This window comes from Chromobacterium subtsugae (genome assembly GCF_001676875.1).
Taxonomy (GTDB): domain Bacteria; phylum Pseudomonadota; class Gammaproteobacteria; order Burkholderiales; family Chromobacteriaceae; genus Chromobacterium; species Chromobacterium subtsugae.
In genome coordinates, this window is record NZ_JYKA01000017.1 from 69,787 (window position 1) to 87,431 (window position 17,645).

A 17,645-nucleotide genomic window follows, 5' to 3' on the forward strand; every position below is an offset into this window, starting at 1 on the left:
CATGGAGCTTTTCCGCATCAAACGGGACATCCCGTTCATGAGCTACGGCAGGCTCACCACGGCGATCTCGCTGGTGACCTTCATCGTGGCGGTATTCTTCCTGGCCGCCCGCGGCCTGAATTTCAGCGTGGAATTCACCGGCGGCACCGTGCTGGAAGTGCAATACCAGCAATCGGCCGACCTGGACAAGATCCGCGACACCGTCGACCAGTTGAAGCTGGGCGAAGCCACCGTGCAGAACCTGGGCAGCAGCCGCGACGTGATGATCCGCCTGCCGAACAAGCCGGGCACCAGCTCGGCCCAACTGTCCGACAAGGTGATGGGCCAGCTCAAGGCCGCCGACAGCAGCGTGCAGCTGCGCAAGGTGGACTTCGTCGGCCCCAGCGTCGGCGCCGAACTGGTGTCCAGCGGCCTGACCGCCGTCATCCTGGTGTGCCTGGGCATCATGGCCTACCTGGCGCTGCGCTTCGAATGGCGCTTCGCGGTGGCGGCCATCATCGCCAACATGCACGACGTGGTGATCATCCTCGGCTGCTTCGCCTTCTTCCGCTGGGAATTCTCGCTGACCGTGCTGGCCGGCATCCTGGCGGTACTGGGCTACTCGGTGAACGAGTCGGTGGTGGTGTTCGACCGGATCCGCGAAAACTTCCGCAAGCCTGGCATGCGCGGCCAGGCGGTGGCCTCAGTCATCGACAACGCCATCACCTCGACGATGAGCCGCACCATCATCACCCACTTCTCCACCGAGATGATGGTGGTGTCGATGCTGGTCTTCGGCGGCCCGGCGCTGCACGGCTTCGCGATGGCGCTGACCATCGGCATCCTGTTCGGCATCTACTCGTCGGTGCTGGTGGCCAGCCCGATCGCGCTGTGGCTGGGCGTGACGCGCGAGCACATGATCAAGCCGGTGAAACCAAAAGAGGAAGCGGTAGTCTGACCTCCGCCCACTGAACGACTGGCCGGCCTTGTCCGGCCAGTTTTTTGTCCCGCCCACCCCGCAATACGCACTGGAACCCTCATGGAAGTTCTGACATTCCTGATCGATTTCATCCTGCACATCGACACCCACCTGGCGCAACTGGTGGCCGACTACGGCCCGTGGATCTACGCCATCCTGTTCCTGATCATCTTCTGCGAAACCGGCCTGGTGGTGACGCCCTTCCTGCCCGGCGACTCGCTGCTGTTCGTCGCCGGCGCCTTGGCCGCGATGGGCAAGATGGACGTGCACGCGCTGACCGCCACGCTGATCGTCGCCGGCGTGCTGGGCAACACCGCCAACTACACCATAGGCCGCTACCTGGGCAAAGCGCTGCTGCAGCGCTACCCGCGCCTGATCAAGCAGGACTACCTGGACAAGACCCACGCCTTCTTCGCGCGCCACGGCGGCAAGACCATCATCTTCACCCGCTTCGCGCCCATCCTGCGCACCTTCGCCCCCTTCGTCGCCGGCATCGGCGCGATGGGCTACCGCCAGTTCACCATCTACAACGTGGCCGGCGCGGTGATCTGGGTGGCCAGCTTCGTCTACGCCGGCTACTTCTTCGGCAATCTGCCCTTCGTGCGCAAGAACCTGGAACTGCTGGTGCTGGGCATCATCTTCGTCTCCTTCCTGCCGGCCATCATCGAATTCGCGCGCCACAAGCGCGCGGCCGCCAGGTCGTAATCCGTAGTAAAATCGACCAGGCCGCCCCAAGGGCGGCCTTTCGCTTTGATACCACGCCACAACGCCGCCCATGAAACGCATCCAACGCCTGCCCGACCACCTCGTCAACCAGATCGCCGCCGGCGAAGTGGTGGAACGCCCCGCCTCCGCGCTGAAGGAAATGCTGGAAAACAGCCTGGACGCCGGCTCGACGCGGATCAGCGTGGATCTGGCCCAGGGCGGCATCAAGCTGATCCGCGTCACCGACAACGGCGCCGGCATCGCGGCGGATGATCTGCCGCTGGCGCTGGATCGCCACGCCACCAGCAAGATCGCCTCGCTGGACGACCTGGAATCGGTGGGCACGCTGGGCTTCCGCGGCGAGGGGCTGGCCAGCGTGGCGTCGGTGTCCCGGCTGACGCTGGTGAGCCGGCCGCAAGACGCCGATCACGCGCACCAGATCATCGCGATAGACGGCACGCTGCACCCGGTGGAGCCGGCCGCACATCCGCACGGCACCAGCGTGGAAGTGGTGGACCTGTATTTCAACACCCCGGCGCGGCGCAAATTCCTCAAAAGCGAAAACACCGAGTACGCGCACTGCGTGGCCACTTTCGAGCGCATCGCGCTGGCGCATCCGCATGTCGAATTCCTGCTGCGCCACAACGGCAAGGTAGCGTGGCGGCTGCCGTCGCAAAGCGCCGAGGACCGCGTGGCCGCGCTGCTGGGCAAGGACTTCGTCGCCGCCGCCATTCCACTGGACAGCCAGGCCGGCCCGCTGGCGCTGACCGGCTTCGTCGCCTCGCCCACTTACTCCAAGGCCAGCCGCGACGCCCAGTACTTCTACGTCAACGGCCGCTTCGTCCGCGACAAGACCGCGCAGCACGCGCTGCGCCAAGCCTACCGCGACGTGCTGCACCACGACCGCCACCCGGCCTACGCGCTGTTCTTCACGCTTGAGCCGTCCGGCGTGGACGTCAACGTGCACCCGACCAAGATCGAAGTGCGCTTCCGCGAATCGCAAGCCGTGCACCAATTCCTGTTCCACAGCGTGCACAAGGCATTGGCCGGCACCAGCGCCGGCGCCGCTCCGACGGTGCAGGTGGAAGGCGCGGAACCGGCCGCGCCGCAGCTGCCGCGCGGCGAGTCGGCCCCGCTGTTCGCCAGCCCCGCGCCCCGGCCGGCCTCGTCCGGCGCGCCGGCGCCGCAAGCTTTCCAGTATCATCAACAGCAGTCCATCCCGCTGAACGTCGCGCGCGAGGCCGTAGGCGTCTACGACAAGATGTTCGGCGGCCTGCGCGAGGAAGAACGGGCGCTGTCGCGCGCCGAGCCGGCCATGCCCTCCCCCGCCGCGCCGCTGCCGCACCCGGCGATGCTGGCGATGCCGGCGCACGACGAAAACGGCATCCCGCCGCTGGGCTTCGCGCTGGCCCAGCTGCACGGCGTCTACATCCTCAGCCAATGCGCCGAAGGGCTGATTCTGGTGGACATGCACGCCGCCCATGAGCGCATCGTCTACGAACGGCTGAAAACCGCGCTGGAATCGGACGCCATCCCGCAGCAGCCGCTGCTGCTGCCGGTATCGTTCGCCGCCGACCGCATGGAAGTGGCCACCGCCCACGAGCACGGCGAAGAGATGAAACGGCTGGGCGTGGAGCTGGCGCCGCTGTCGCCGACGCAGATCGCCGTGCGCGGCGTGCCGGTGTGGCTGAAGGATGGCGATCCGGTGGACTTGGCGCGAGCGGTGCTGAAGGACGTGCGCGAGTTCGGCCTGACCCAAGTGCTGACCGAACGCCGCAACGAGCTGTTGGCCACCATGGCCTGCCACGGCGCGGTGCGCGCCAACCGCCAGCTGACCCTGCCGGAAATGAACGCGCTGCTGCGCGACATGGAAGCCACCGAGCGCTCCGGCCAGTGCAACCACGGCCGCCCCACCTGGAGCCGGCTGACCATGCGCGACCTGGACAAGCTGTTCATGCGCGGGCAGTAAGATTGTCGCGCCGCAGCCACGGCCGGCGTCTGCGGCGGCGACGCTTCATGACGTAGCAATACCCCGCGCCATATGATGGATGTTTCCCTGCAGGAGCCCATCATGCGTCTACTCCCTTACGCCGTTCTGCTTGCCGCGCTGGCGAGGCCCGCCCTGGCCGCGAACGAGTTGCCCATCGCGCTGGATACCGCCAGTGGCCGCATCGCCGGCTCGCTGCTGTTGCCGGAGCCCCCCGGCAAAGCGCCGGTCGCGCTGATCATCGCCGGCTCCGGCCCGACCAACCGCGACGGCGACAATCCCGGCCTGCCCTATGGCAGCGGCGGCTATCTGAAACAGCTGGCTCAGGCCTTGGCCGACGCCGGCATCGCTTCGGTACGCTACGACAAACGCGCCATAGGCGAAAGCCGCGCCGCCGGCCTGGACGAGGCGGCGCTGCATTTCGACGACTATGTGGACGACGCGGCCGGCTGGATCGCCAAGCTGAAAACCGACCCGCGCTTCTCCAAGGTCGCGGTGATCGGCCACAGCGAAGGCTCGCTGATCGGCATGCTGGCCGCGCAGAAGCAGAACGCCGCCGCGTTCGTTTCGCTGGACGGCCCGGCGCGCAACGCGGCCGATTTCCTGCGAGCCCAGCTGGCGCCGCGGCTGCCGGAAGATCTGGCCAAGCAGAGCGAGCGGATTCTGCAAGCGCTGCGGCAGGGCCGCGAAGCCGACAACGTTCCAGGCCCGCTGCTGGTGGTGTACCGCCCCAGCATCCAGCCCTATCTGATTTCGTGGTTCCGCTACACTCCCACCGAGGCCATCCGCGCGCTGAAAGCGCCGACGCTGATCGTGCAGGGCGGCGCCGACCATCAGGTGCCGAAGGCGGAAGGCGAAACGCTGCACGCGGCCAAGCCGGACAGCCTGCTGCAAAACATCCCCGGCATGAATCACCTGCTGCGCGACGACGATCCGCAGCATCAAGCCTCCTACGGCGCAACGCCGCAGCCGTTGTCGCCAACGCTGGCGCCATCGGTCATTCGCTTTCTGAAACAGGCCCTGTAGGGAAGAAGCCCGGCCTTGCCGGGCGTTCTGCCGACGCGCATAGACTTCTGCGCCTACATGCGTCATCGCACAGTGGGCCTGGCCAGCGATACAGTCTGGCTCACGATTGGACATGATTCATTTTGCCTGCTGCAGGAACACTGCTGTGGCAAACATCAGGCTTCACAGCTGCCGCGTCCCAGATCACCCCAAGATGCGCAGAGTCAAACGGCCTTGTCAGCCCGTTGCGTTTGTCCATGCTCAACAAGAAAGGCCCTCAGGACTTGGCAAATATATTGCGCATCGACCTTGCAACCCATCGCCAAAATTTCTATTTGCCTAGCCTCCGGCGGCTGAAGCTTAGGCGTTGCTGCCTTTTTCAATTCGATGATCAATCTCGGCTTGCTCGCTCTGGATCCATAGCAGAAATCAATATCATGAATCTCTGCCCATTCCAGCAAATAATGTCGCCCCTTGTCATCAAGGCTCAACCAGCTCTTCTCTATATCAATACGACCGCGACCTGAATCGCATTCAAACACCATGCGGCCATCTGTATCCACAGCTTGCTTTGGCCAACGCGTAAATCGTAGATATGACGAACCCAAGGGCCGTAGGTTGGGCTGAATAAAATGAAGCCCAACGTTTACCGAGAAAACCCAGGCCCCCCATAAATACTAATCGCCATACATCGCGATAAACGTCGGGCCTATCAAGCCCAGCTCGACCTACACCCCTAAAAATTCAACTCTTAAAAATCAGCACAATACCGCAAATAAACCAGCAATTATGTTCCAGCAAACAAGCAGTAAGTAAATAGCCCGAGCACACTCTCGCATGCCCGGGCTTCAGACATAACGCCTACGCCGGCGCTGTCTACAGATAATCCCGCATCCGGTAGTAAGCCATCCCTAACACCAGCGCCGGGGTGCGCAACAACTTGCCGCCGGGAAAGTCGCGGTGGCGGATCTTGCCGAACAGGTCCAGCCGCGACGAGGTGCCGGCGATGGCCTCCGCCACCACCTTGCCGGCCAGGCCGGTGATGTTGACGCCGTGGCCGGAGAAACCCTGCAGGTAATAGACGTTGCCCGACAAGCGGCCGAAGTCCGGCGCGCGGTTGGCGGTGATGTCGCAGAAGCCGCCCCAGGCGTAATCGATGCGCGCGTCCGCCAGCTGCGGGAACACGCGCAGCATGTCGGCGCGCATGGCGCCGGCCAAGTCGCGCGGCTCATGGCCGGAATAGCTGACCTTGCCGCCGAACAGCAAGCGGTGGTCGGCCGACAGCCGGTAGTAGTCGAGCACGAAATTGGTGTCGCACACCGCCATATTGTCGGCGATCAGCGCGCGCGCCCTCGCCTCGCCCAGCGGCTCGGTGGCGATCACATAGGTGCCGGCCGGCATGATGCGCCGCTCCAGCTGCGGCGCCAGCGCGCCGATGTAGGAATTACAGGCCAGCACCAGTTGGCGGCAGCGGACCACGCCGTGCTCGGTGAATACCTTGGGCGCGTCGCCCTGCTCGATGCGCAGTGCCGGCGTCTGCTCATGGATGGCCACGCCGGCCCCCAGCGCCGCGCGGGCCAGGCCCAGCGTATAGTTGAGCGGGTGCAGATGGCCGGAGCGCGGGTCGAACAGCCCTCCCTGGTAGCGTTCGCTGGCCAGTTTGCCGCGCAGCGCGGCGCGGTCCCACAGCTGCTGGCCGCCATAGCCGTAGCGCTGCTCGGCCTCGCGCTGCCAGTCTTCCAATTCCCGCAGATGGCGGGGCTTCACCGCCACGTTGACGTAGCCGCGCTGCCAGTCGCAGGCGATGGCGTGGCGCCGCACGCGCTCGTCGATGATCTCCACCGCCTCCACCGACATGTCCCACAGCGCCCGCGCCGCCTCGTCGCCCAGCTGGCGGCGGATGCCGTCGATATCGCCGGCATAGCCGGCGATCACCTGGCCGCCGTTGCGGCCGGAGGCGCCGAAGCCGACCTGCGAGCCCTCCAGCAGAATCACCGAGAAACCCTTCTCGCGCAGGTTCAGCGCCGCCGACAGGCCGGCCAGCCCGCCGCCCACCACGCATACGTCGCAGCTGGCCTCGCCGCGCAGCGGCGGCTGCGGATCCCAGGCGTGGGCGGTGGCGGCGTAATAGGATGGCGGATGCGGCTGATGAGCGAAGCGCAGCATGGATTCCTCGATGTCGATTGCGGATAGGCCCCGGCAAGCCGGGGCCGGACAGGCAGGCGTGTTACTGGGTCAGCACCACCGGCGCGTCGGAGCGCCAGCTGACATGCACCGGGTCTCCCCAGGTGGGCGGCGTTTCATTGGCGTCGCACCAGCGCGACGACGGCACGATGGATTTGACGACCTTGCCGCCCGCCAGTTTCACGTGATAGATGGAATAACTGCCCAGGTAGGCGATATCCTGCACCGTGCCGGCGGCGCGGTTGGGGCCGGGCGGCAAGGGCTGCTTGTCCAGCCGAACGTCCTCCGGCCGCACGCTGGCCCACACGTGCATGCCCTTGGGGCCTGTGATGCCGTGCTCGATGCGGATCACGCCGCCCAGCTCCTGCGAATGGATCTCCACCAAGTCCGGCTCGTCCACCGCCACCGCGCCCTCCAGCATATTGGTCTCGCCGATGAATTCGGCGGTGAAGCGGCAATTCGGGTATTCGTAGATCTCGGTCGGGGTGCCCACCTGCAGCAGTTTGCCCTCGCTCATGATGCCGATGCGGCTGGCCATCGTCATCGCTTCTTCCTGATCGTGGGTCACCATGATGCAGGTGACGCCGACCGCCTCGATGGTGTTGACCAGCTCCAGCTGGGTCTGCTGCCTGAGCTTCTTGTCCAGCGCGCCCAGGGGCTCATCCAGCAGCAACAGCTTGGGCCGCTTCACCAGACTGCGCGCCAGCGCCACCCGCTGCTGCTGGCCGCCGGACAGCTGATGCGGCTTGCGGCCGGCGAACTTGCGCATCTGCACCAGGTCCAGCATTTTCGCCACCCGCTCGGCGATTTCGTCCCTCGGCACCTTGTCCTGCTTCAGGCCGAAGGCCACGTTCTCTTCCACCGTCATGTGCGGAAACAGCGCGTAGTTCTGGAACATCATGTTGACCGGGCGCTGGTAGGGCTGCAGGCCATGCATGTCCTGGCCGTCAAGAATGATGCGGCCGGCGCTTGGCGTCTCCATCCCCGCCAGCATGCGCAGCAGCGTGGACTTGCCGCAGCCCGAGCTGCCCAGCAGGGCGAAGATTTCCTTTTTGCGGATATCTAGGTCGATGTGATCCACCGCCAGGTGTTCGCCGAATTTCTTCACCACCCCGGCAATCTTCAGATACGGGGCCTCCTCGTTGCCGCTGACGCCGGAAACGGCTCCGACGGCGGGAATGGCTGCTACGTGTTTCGTGGCCGCAATGGCTTCCGACATGATCTGACTCCCTCCAACTCTAACCCCGGGCAGGCGCGATGCCGATGGATGGCACGCGGCCTGCGAATGAATGGAACCGGGCAAGAAACGGGCTATGCCGCGGCGGGCAGCGACGGGCTACGCGCTACCAGCATGGCAAAGCACGGCCAGCCCTGCCTGATAAAGATGCAACGAAGTTAAGCGAAAAGCGAGCGGGAAGGCGCGGCGGGGACGGCGCGAGCAAACGAATGGAACGGGCCATGATGTCTCCTCTTTATCTGCCGTCCTGCGGACAGCGCGGCCGTCGTCGGATGCGGCGGCTTTTGGGGACAGCCTATGCCATGTTTAATAAATTTGACAAGTGGCGGAGATAGTTGCCGTAGTAATTGTCTGACAACGCTGTCGTTTTCCCGCCTCAGCCGCCGCCCTCGGCCAGGCCGCAACGGCAGCCGGCAACCGTCGCGGCGGGCTGGCGTCTTTCGACGAACAGACTGTTGCCGGGGATTTTCTTCGCCTGCTTCTTGGCCTCGGCGGTCACCGCGCCGATCTCGTGATGGCTGCCGAACTGCCCCGGCTTCACCCGCACCACGCCCAGGGACAGCGTCGTCAGCGGCTGGAACACTGTCTCTCCGTTGCGCGCCGCCACCTCGAAGCCGCCGGCCTCGCGGTGGCGGTCGGAAAAATGCGGCGCGGCCAGCCGGCCGAACGCTTCCAGCACGCATTGCAGGCGCGCCTCCCAGTCGTCCGCCTGCATCAGCACCACGAAATCGTCGCCGCCGACGTGGCCGACGAAATCGCGTTCCGGGTCGGCATGCTCCAGCAACAGGTGGGCCACCAGTTCGATCAGGCTGTCGCCGGCGGCATAGCCGTATAAATCATTAAACGGCTTGAAATGATCCAGGTCGGCGTAGGCTGCGACGAACGGCGTCTTCATGCCCAGCAGGCGGTCGATGGCCTCGTTGATCGGCACATTGCCTGGCAGGCCGGTCAGCGGGTTGGCGTAGCGGGCTGCCGACAGCTGCAGCTCGGTGATCTTGCGCATCAGCGCGAAGCCGGTGCCCATGCCCAGGTAGCGACCGTTTTCCGTGATGATGAAGCCGTCCACCAGATAGCGCTGCTCGGCCGCCACCACCAGGCTGGACAATTCATGCACATTCAAGTCGGCGCTCACCACCAACGGCTGCTTGTCCATCATCAGGTGGCAGGGCTTCTTGCCGTACAGCTCGCGGTTGAACGGCTTGGCGAAGCTTTCCAGCAGGTGGTGCCGGCGCAGCAGCCCCACCGGCACGCCATCCTCCACCACCGGAATGGCGAAACAGTCGGGGTGGTCGGCGAAACGGCGGTAAGCGGTTTCATTGGGCACCCGCGCCTCCAGCGGCGCCACCTCCAGCAGCAGGTCGCGCGCCAGCGGCTGGTTGCGCAGGCCCTGGCGGCGGTTGCCGGCCCATGGCAGCGCGTGCGCCGGCAAGGGCAACGCGTGGGCGGGATTGGCCTGGGGCCGGGCCAGCAGATAGCCCTGGCCGTAGCGGACGCCCAGCCGGCACAGCGTGCGCAGCTCCGCCGCCGACTCTATCCCCTCCGCCACCAGCAGCGCGCCGGACTGGCGGGCGATGTCGGCGATGGAGCGGACGAACTGCTCCTTCAGCGGGTCCAGATGGATGTTCTGCACGAAATGCTTGTCCAGCTTGACGAAATCCGGCCGCAGCTCCGACCACAGCCTGAGATTGGAGAAGCCTTCGCCCAGGTCGTCCAAGGCGATGCGCAGGCCGCCCTGCCGGCAGGCGGCGGTGACTTCGCGCAGCGCCAGATAGCCGCCGTTTGGCCGGGTTTCGGTCAACTCCAGGATCACGCGCTTGCTGTCCAGGCCGATCTGGCCGAGAAATCCCAGGATGGAAGCCGGTCGCTGCCCTTGCAGCAACAACGTCTCCGGGTGGAGGTTGACGAACAGCAGGCCCGGCAGCGCCAGTTCCGCGAAGCGCTCGGCGCAGGCCCTGAGGCAGGCCAGGTCCAGCGGCAGCGTCATCCGGCAGCGCTCCGCCGCCTCGAACAACATCATCGGCGAATGCAGCGCGCTGTCGGACGGGCCGCGTATCAGGCCCTCGTAGCCCAGTATGCTGCCGGCGTCCAGATCGACGATAGGCTGGAATACCGGCTGCAGCCTGCGCCTGCCTATGATTTCCTCCAGCTCCTGACACCAGCCCGCCGCCCCGGGGGACAGGAGCGGCTCGACGCAACTTTGCATGATCTTGGGAAAACAGCCTGATTTCGTTCGAACGAGATAATCTAAGCCAGAAAAATGTCAAAGACATTACATCGCGCGATTTGCGCGCCCCACCTGTTCAGCGATGCCGGACGGGTTCTAGAATGAATAGCACCGCAGCCAGAAACAGGAGCTTGCCATGCCGTACGCCCAGATAGACGGACGCCAGGTGTACTATGAGGAAAGCGGCCATGGCGGCCAGACACTGCTGCTGTTCAACGGCATCACCATGTCCACGGTGGGCTGGACGCTGATGCTGCCGCAGCTGGAGCCCCACTTCCGCCTGCTGCGGATGGATTTTCTCGGCCAGGGCCAGAGCGACCATCCGCCGGCCGAGTACTACCAATTGACCGAGCAGGCCGACCTCGCCGCCGCCCTGCTGGAGCTGCTGGGGATAGAACAGGTCTACCTGGTGGGCCTGTCCTACGGCGGCATGGTGGCGCAGCACTTCGTCCATCGCCACCCGGAACGAGCCAGCCGGCTGTTTCTCGCCGGCACCCTGGCCTGGGCCGACAGCGTCAACGGCCATATCGGCGACAGCTGGATCGCCGCCAATCAGCAAGGCGGACTGGACCTGCGCTACCAGGTCAGCATTCCCTGGCTGTTTTCCAGCCGCTTTCTGGCCAGCAACGCCGCGATGCTGGACGATCTGAAAATGCTGGCCGGCATGGTGGACTGGGACGCGGTGATCCGCCTGATCGACGGCGTGCGCCAGCACGATGCCCGCACCTGGCTGCCCGAGCTGCAACTACCGGTGCATATTCTGGTCGGAGACGAAGACCGGCTGACGCCCTTGTACCAGGCCAAGCTGCTGCACAGTCTGATTCCGGACGCCGAACTGGAAATCCTTCCCGGCGCCGGCCATGTACTGCACATCGAAGCCGTGGAGGCTTTCGCCCGCGGCATCATTCAATTCAGCCCGCGCTGACGCGGCCATCCATCAGGGGGAGAACTCATGGGCAACGAAGCCGTATTGCTGAGCGTCAACAAACAGGGCGTGGCCACCGTCACGCTGAACCGCGCCGACCTGCACAACGCGCTGGACGACGAAACCATCAGCCTCTTGGCCGCCACGCTGGAAACCCTGGCCGAGGACAACGACGTGCGGGCGGTGGTCCTGACCGGCCAGGGCATCAGCTTCTCCGCCGGACACGACCCCGATTGGCTGCGCCGGCTGTCGCAGTTTTCCGCCAGCGAGCTCAACCGCTACGCGCAGCAGACCGCCCGCCTGCTGCACACCCTGGACACCCTGCCCAAGCCCACGCTGGCCAGAGTGCAGGGCTCGGCCTTCGGCCTGGGCATGGCGCTGGTGGCCTGTTGCGACATCGCCATCAGCGTGTCCGAAGCGCTGTTCAGCCTGTCCGATGTCCGCTTCGGCCAGATTCCGGCGTTGGCCGCGCCCTACCTGATCCGCGCGATAGGCGAACGCCCCACCCGCCGCTACTGCATCAGCGCCGAGCGCTTCAACGCCGGCAAGGCCAAGCGGCTGGGCCTGATCCACCAGGTGGTGGAAAACGACGAGCTGGACGCGGCGGTCGAACACATGCAGGGCCAGTTGCTGCTCAACAGCCCGGCGGCGATGCGCGCCGCCAAGCACCTGATAGGCGAGATCGGCCAGCACGACATCACGCCGCAGGTGATGCAGCAGTGCATAGAGCACAGCCTGACGGTGCGGATGAGCGACGAAGGCCGCGAAGGCATGCTCGCCCTGATCGAAATGCGTAAGCCGGCCTGGATGGAATAAGCCCGTCCGGCTGGCTGAACCGGCGGCGGCGATGCGACAATGGCGGCTTCACCGTACGCCGCCCCGCCCATGTCCAATCACACATTCTTCTGGCACGACTACGAAACCTTCGGCGCCGTGCCGCGCCGGGATAGGCCGTCCCAATTCGCCGGCATCCGCACCGACGCCGAACTGAACGAAATCGGCGAGCCGGTGATGCTGTACTGCCGGCAGGCGCCCGACTACCTGCCGACGCTGCAGGCCTGCCTGCTCACCGGCATCACCCCGCAGCTGTGCCAGCAGCGCGGCGTCGACGAGCACGAATTCGCCGGCGTGATCGAACGGGAGCTGGCTACCCCCGGCACCATCGGCGTCGGCTACAATTCGCTGCGTTTCGACGACGAAGTCACCCGTTTCCTGTTCTGGCGCAATCTGATCGACCCCTACGCGCGCGAATGGCAGAACCATTGCGGCCGCTGGGACTTGCTGGATCTGGTGCGCGCCACCTATGCGCTGCGCCCGGAAGGCATCGTCTGGCCCGAACACGAGGATGGCCGGACCAGCTTCAAGCTGGAGCACCTGTCGGCCGCCAACGGCCTGGCGCACGAAGCCGCCCACGACGCGCTGTCAGACGTGCGCGCCACCATCGCGCTGGCGCGGCTGATCCGCCAGCGCCAGCCCAAGCTGTTCGACTACTACCTGACACTGCGCAAGAAAGACGCGGTCAAGGTCCAGCTATCGCTGCACGCCCCGAAGCCGGTGCTGCACATCTCCGGCATGTACGGCGCGGAACGCGGCAACCTGGCCGTGGTCTGGCCGCTGGCGGCCCACCCGACCAACGCCAACGAAGTCATCGTCTGGGACCTGGCGCACGACCCGGCCGAGCTGCGCGGCCTGACGGCGGAAGCCATGCGCCAACGGCTATTTAGCCGCGGCGAAGACCTGCCCGAAGGCGTGGCGCGGCTGCCGATCAAGACCATACACATCAACAAGTCGCCGTTCGTGGTGGCCAACCTCAAAGTGCTGAGCGCGGAACGCGCCGAGCGCTGGGGCGTGGACATGGCCGCCATCGCGCGCCACGCTGAAGCCGCGCGCGCGCTGCCCGACCTCGCGCCGCTGTGGCGCGGGGTGTTCCAGCGCGAAGCCGGCGAAGCGCGCGACGTCGACGAAAACCTGTACGGCGGCTTCGTTTCCAACAACGACCGCAAGGTGTTGCAGAAAATGCGCCGGCTGTCGGCGCTGCAACTGGCCGGCGAAATGGGGCTGTTCGAAGATCCGCAGCTCACCGAGCTGTTGTTCCGCTACCGCGCCCGCAACTTCCCCGCCACGCTGTCCGGCGCCGATCAGGCGCGCTGGCGGCAGTGGTGCCGGGAACGCCTCCAGCGCGCCGCCCCGGCCTTCCATGAGGAGCTGGCGGCGTTGCAGGCATCCGACCTTTCCGCCGCCCAACGGCAGCTGCTGCAACAGGTAGCCGACTACGCGGCCAGCCTGCAGGCTTCGCTGCAAGCCTGACCCCCTCCGGAGCCGGCCGCCGCCGGCTCCTCCCCCGCTCCCGATACGCGTTTATGCGTATGAACTTCCACAATGCGATGATCTAGAACTATTTATATGTAATTACGCAATGCATTCGGGAGACACGCATGCTGCATCAGCTTACCGTGCGCCAAAAACTTCTCAGCGGCTTCGCCTTGCTGATCCTGCTGCTCTGCGCCGTGGTTCTCATCGCCTATAGCAAGCTGGTCACCATCCAGAACAATGTCAGCGAGATCAAGGAGGACCGCTATCCCAAGATCGTGCTGTCCAACCGCCTGTCGCTCAACCTGCTGCAAATCGGCCGCGAAGTGCGTGACGGCGTGTTGGCCCGCGATCCCCAGGCCATAGAGCGCCACATCCGCAATGTCGACGCCATCCGCGCCGCCAACCAGGCCGATCTGGACAAGATGGAGCCGCTGCTGGGCCAACCCGAAGGCCGTGCGCTGTTCGCCAAGATCCGCGATGCCCAAAACCAGCAACGCCCATTGTTCGAACCGCTGTACGCGCTGATGCGCAGCCACCAGAGCGACGCCGCGCGCGAGCTGCTGGACGGCAAGTTCGCGCCGGCCAACAACGCCTTCATCTCTGCGCTGCAATCGCTGCGCGAACGGCAGCAGGGCCGGCTGGAAAAATCGATGGACATCGCGCAGGACTCCAGCCAGCAGGCGATCAACATCCTGCTCACCACCGCTCTGGTTTCGCTATTGCTTGCCATCGCCGTCGCGCTGTTCATCTCCGACCTGATCACCTCGCCGCTGCGCAAGTCGGCCAGCTTGGTGCATCAGATCCGCGAAGGCGATTTGTCCGGCGTCTCCGAACCGATCCCCGACGCGCGCGACGAAGCCATGGTCATCGCCCGCGACATCCAGGAAATGCGCGAGGGCCTGCGCGCGGTGGTGCTGAGCATCCAGGAGAACGCCCACCAGGTGTCGGATTCGGCGCGCGCCTTGTCCGGCATGGCGCAGCAGGTGGCCACCGGCGCCCAGACCCAGGCGGAAGCCACCACCTCCGCCGCCGCCTCGATCGAACAGCTGACGGTCAGCATCAACCAGGTGGCCGACAATTCCAGCGAAGCATCCGAGCAGGCGCAGACCGCCGGCCAGCTGGCCAACCGCGGCGGCAGCGAAGTGCTGGAGTCGGTGGGCAAGATACGCTTCGTCACTACCTCGGTAGACGACACCGCCAAGCAGATGAACAGCCTGACCAAGGAAGTGCAGCAGATAGGCAATATCGTCACGGTGATCCGCGACGTCGCCGATCAGACCAATCTGCTGGCCTTGAACGCGGCGATAGAAGCGGCGCGCGCAGGCGAGATGGGCCGCGGCTTCGCGGTGGTGGCCGACGAAGTGCGCAAGCTGGCCGAGCGCACCACCACCTCGGCGCAGGAAATCACCACGATGATAGGCTCGATCCAGCAAGGCGTCGGCCAGGTGGTGCACAGCATGGGCCAGAGCCTGGACTGCGTGGAAGGCGTGTCCGGCACCGCCGAGCAGGCCTCGCACTCGATGCGCGAGATAGAAAACAGCGCCGACACCATCATGCGCACCATCCACAGCATCACCGGCGCGCTGACCGAACAGCGCAGCACCAGCCTGAGCCTGGCGCAGGACATGGAAAAAGTGTCGCGGATGGCCGAGGAAAACAACGCCACCGTGCAGGAACTGGCCACCACCTCCAGCCAGCTGAGCACGCTGTCCGCCAATCTGCAAAACGTGACCACCCGCTTCCGGCTGTAAATCACAATGCTCTCCTCTTTACGCCGCGCCCTTAGGCGCGGCATCGTTTTTCCCGCAACATTTGCACGATCAGAGGAGACTGCCCAGCACAAACCGCCCGATTTTTGCCATTTGCATTTATAATCGCGCCACTCTCATCCCCGCGAGCGCGCAATGGACCCCATCCTGCTGTTGCATTCCCTGATCATGGGCCTGGTGGAAGGCATCACCGAATTCCTGCCCATCTCGTCCACAGGCCACCTGATCCTCGCCGGCGACCTGCTGGATTTCCTCGACAAGGACAAGCGCGACGTCTATGAGATTTTCATCCAGCTGGGCGCGATGCTGGCGGTGGTGTGGGAATACCGCGCCAAAATAGGCCACACCGTGGCCGGCGCGGCACGTCCAGGCGGCGAGCGCAACCTGCTGCTCGGCATCGTCATCGCCTTCATCCCGGCCGCAATCGCCGGGCTGCTGTTTTCCAAGCAGATCAAGGCCGCGCTGTTCAACCCGGTGTGCGTGGCCATCGCCTTCATCGTCGGCGGCCTGATCATTCTGTGGGCGGAGAGGCGCGAGCATAAGATAGCGGTGGAAACGGTGGACGATCTGAGCCTGAAAGACGCGCTGAAAGTGGGCCTGTGCCAATGCCTGGCGCTGATACCGGGCACCAGCCGCTCCGGCGCCACCATCATCGGCGGGCTGTTCCTCGGCCTGTCGCGCAAGGCGGCTACCGAGTTTTCCTTCTTCCTCGGCATCCCGACGCTGGGCGCCGCCTCGCTGTACAGCCTCTTCAAGCACCGCGACGCGCTCAGCGCCGACGATATCGGCGTGTTCGCCGTCGGCTTCGCAGCGTCCTTCGTGTTCGCCTTCCTGGCCATCCGCGCGCTGCTGCGCTTCATCTCCACGCACAGCTTCGCGGTATTCGCCTGGTACCGCATCGCCTTCGGCCTGATCGTGCTGGCCAGTTGGCAAACCGGCTGGGTGAACTGGAGCGCCTGAGCGCTTAGAAGCGGCCGCTGACCGCCGCGCCGGCGTAGTTCAGGCAGTCTTCCACCCGGCGGCGCTGCACCGCGCCCAGCTCGTCCAGCGCGAAATAGCGCCAGGCCGAATGCTCGGCACTCAGCCTGGGCTCCGTGCCCGCCGGCGCCTCGCAGCGGAATACGAAGGCCTGAGAATGGTAGGCGCTGTGGTAATAGACGCCGCTCAGATAGCGCGGCGACACTTCCCAACCCAGTTCCTCGCGGCACTCGCGCGCCACGCATTCATGAATGGTTTCGCCTGGTTCCAGCGCGCCTCCCGGCAGACCCCAGGCCAGGTCGCCGTAGGTCGCCTTCAGCAGCAGCACCCGCCCGGCGGCGTCGGTGATCACCGCGTGGGCGCTAAGGCGAAAAGTATCGTCAAACGCCACCGTCTTACTGCGCGGCCTGACGGCTGACCCGTTCGAAAAATTCATAAATGCCGGTTTCGCTCATCCGGCGCGCGTCGGCCAGTTCGCCGGCGCGGGTGGCGTAAAGCACCTTGTTGTCCGGCGACAGCACCACCGCGGCCGGAATGCCCTTGGCGATCGGGTGGCCGTAAGCGGCGTCGATGTCGAGGTTATGGTCGAAATTGCCGACATCCACCTTCACCACCTTGAAGGCGCGCGCGATCAGTTCGGCGCTCTTCCCGCTTTTCAGCGCCGCGTCCAGCGCGCGGCAGTCCTCACACCAGTTGGCGCCCAGGATCAGCAGCACCGGCAGATGGCTTTGCTGCGCGGCCGCCAGAGTCTGCCGCAATTCCGCCTGGGCGTCGGCCTTTTCGTCGTACGGCCAATCGCCGGCCAGCGCGGCGGCGCTGCCCAACAGCAGCGTCAGCAGGATCAACAGTTTTTTCATGGGAATCTCCGCAATCAGGCCAGCCGGGGCCGGCACAGCACTTCGGTCTTCACCGAATGCGCGATGAAGCATTCGGCATGGGCGGCGTGATGCAGCTGCTCGAACTGCTCGGCCGTCGGCAATCTGTCGCCGGAAAACGAGACGCCGGGCTGCAGCGTCACCCTGGCCACCCAGGCCTTTCCGGCCTCGTTCTTGCCCATCTCGCCGACGGCGACGTCATGGTATTCGTCGACGCGGAAACCGGCGCGGGCGGCGATATCCAGAAACCACAGCATGTGGCAGCTGGACAAGGCGGCGATGAAAGCCTCTTCCGGGTCCACCGCGGCCGGGTCGGAATACGGCGGCGGCACCACTTGCGGCGCCGACGATCCGGCCACCTGAGCGCCGCCGTCGAACTTCAACACATGCTTGCGGCTGTAGCGGCGGTCCAGGAAATCCTGCTCGCCGCGCCGCCAGATCACTTCCGCTTGATGCTGCGCCATATCCTCATCTCCGCAATGGGC

16 protein-coding genes are annotated in these 17,645 nt (G+C 65.3%); 9 read left to right on the top strand and 7 right to left on the bottom strand.

Features of this window, described 5'->3' with window-relative positions; genetic code table 11:
- Position 1 precedes the first annotated feature (1 nt).
- From secF to MY55_RS17480, 4 genes are all read left to right on the top strand, one after another.
- Positions 2-937 carry a protein translocase subunit SecF gene (secF, locus tag MY55_RS17465; RefSeq protein WP_043575510.1) on the top strand — a complete coding sequence of 312 codons (936 nt, stop codon included), beginning with the start codon at positions 2-4 and terminating at the stop codon, positions 935-937.
- Between the two features lie 81 nt (positions 938-1,018).
- Positions 1,019-1,663, top strand: coding sequence for a DedA family protein (locus tag MY55_RS17470; protein WP_047237153.1), 645 nt, complete (start codon positions 1,019-1,021; stop codon positions 1,661-1,663).
- 70 nt (positions 1,664-1,733) lie between these two features.
- Positions 1,734-3,632: a DNA mismatch repair endonuclease MutL gene (mutL, locus tag MY55_RS17475; RefSeq protein WP_065202810.1), complete on the top strand. Its 1,899-nt coding sequence runs from the start codon at positions 1,734-1,736 to the stop codon at positions 3,630-3,632.
- Between the two features lie 102 nt (positions 3,633-3,734).
- The gene (locus tag MY55_RS17480; RefSeq protein ID WP_047249031.1) at positions 3,735-4,676 is read left to right on the top strand and encodes an alpha/beta hydrolase; all 942 of its coding nucleotides are present in this window, start codon (positions 3,735-3,737) and stop codon (positions 4,674-4,676) included.
- A gap of 203 nt (positions 4,677-4,879) precedes the next feature.
- On the opposite strand, the gene MY55_RS17485 is transcribed toward MY55_RS17480, so the two are convergent.
- From MY55_RS17485 to MY55_RS17500, 4 genes are all read right to left on the bottom strand, one after another.
- Positions 4,880-5,200 carry a hypothetical protein gene (locus tag MY55_RS17485; RefSeq protein ID WP_065202811.1) on the bottom strand — a complete coding sequence of 107 codons (321 nt, stop codon included), beginning with the start codon at positions 5,198-5,200 and terminating at the stop codon, positions 4,880-4,882.
- 331 nt (positions 5,201-5,531) lie between these two features.
- Positions 5,532-6,821, bottom strand: coding sequence for an NAD(P)/FAD-dependent oxidoreductase (locus tag MY55_RS17490; protein ID WP_043575516.1), 1,290 nt, complete (start codon positions 6,819-6,821; stop codon positions 5,532-5,534).
- A gap of 61 nt (positions 6,822-6,882) precedes the next feature.
- Entirely contained in the window at positions 6,883-8,058 is a 1,176-nt protein-coding gene (locus tag MY55_RS17495) for an ABC transporter ATP-binding protein (RefSeq protein ID WP_047238254.1), read from the bottom strand.
- A 394-nt stretch (positions 8,059-8,452) separates the two neighbouring features.
- Entirely contained in the window at positions 8,453-10,279 is a 1,827-nt protein-coding gene (locus tag MY55_RS17500) for a GGDEF domain-containing protein (protein WP_043575518.1), read from the bottom strand.
- Between the two features lie 157 nt (positions 10,280-10,436).
- Here MY55_RS17500 and MY55_RS17505 point away from each other — a divergent pair, with 157 nt between their 5' ends.
- From MY55_RS17505 to MY55_RS17525, 5 genes are all read left to right on the top strand, one after another.
- Positions 10,437-11,225 (top strand): alpha/beta fold hydrolase, encoded by a 789-nt coding sequence (locus MY55_RS17505; protein ID WP_047238253.1) that lies wholly within the window; start codon positions 10,437-10,439, stop codon positions 11,223-11,225.
- Positions 11,226-11,252: 27 nt separating this feature from the next.
- On the top strand, positions 11,253-12,041 hold the full coding sequence (locus MY55_RS17510) for an enoyl-CoA hydratase-related protein (protein ID WP_043575522.1): 789 nt from the start codon (positions 11,253-11,255) through the stop codon (positions 12,039-12,041).
- A 69-nt stretch (positions 12,042-12,110) separates the two neighbouring features.
- Complete coding sequence (sbcB, locus tag MY55_RS17515; protein ID WP_065202812.1) at positions 12,111-13,532, top strand: exodeoxyribonuclease I; 1,422 nt, start codon at positions 12,111-12,113, stop codon at positions 13,530-13,532.
- A 128-nt stretch (positions 13,533-13,660) separates the two neighbouring features.
- Positions 13,661-15,289, top strand: coding sequence for a methyl-accepting chemotaxis protein (locus MY55_RS17520; RefSeq protein ID WP_043575526.1), 1,629 nt, complete (start codon positions 13,661-13,663; stop codon positions 15,287-15,289).
- A gap of 153 nt (positions 15,290-15,442) precedes the next feature.
- Positions 15,443-16,267, top strand: a complete 825-nt coding sequence (locus MY55_RS17525) for an undecaprenyl-diphosphate phosphatase (RefSeq protein ID WP_065202813.1) — start codon at positions 15,443-15,445, stop codon at positions 16,265-16,267.
- Between the two features lie 4 nt (positions 16,268-16,271).
- Here the strand turns inward: MY55_RS17525 and MY55_RS17530 are convergent, their stop codons facing one another.
- From MY55_RS17530 to MY55_RS17540, 3 genes are read right to left on the bottom strand one after another with little or no spacing between them, the layout of a single operon-like run.
- A complete protein-coding gene (locus tag MY55_RS17530; RefSeq protein WP_065202814.1) occupies positions 16,272-16,676 on the bottom strand; it encodes an NUDIX hydrolase in 405 nt (134 codons plus the stop codon).
- A 4-nt stretch (positions 16,677-16,680) separates the two neighbouring features.
- Positions 16,681-17,142 (bottom strand): thioredoxin family protein, encoded by a 462-nt coding sequence (locus tag MY55_RS17535; RefSeq protein ID WP_043575530.1) that lies wholly within the window; start codon positions 17,140-17,142, stop codon positions 16,681-16,683.
- A gap of 14 nt (positions 17,143-17,156) precedes the next feature.
- Positions 17,157-17,624: an OsmC family protein gene (locus tag MY55_RS17540; protein WP_043575532.1), complete on the bottom strand. Its 468-nt coding sequence runs from the start codon at positions 17,622-17,624 to the stop codon at positions 17,157-17,159.
- Positions 17,625-17,645 lie beyond the last annotated feature (21 nt).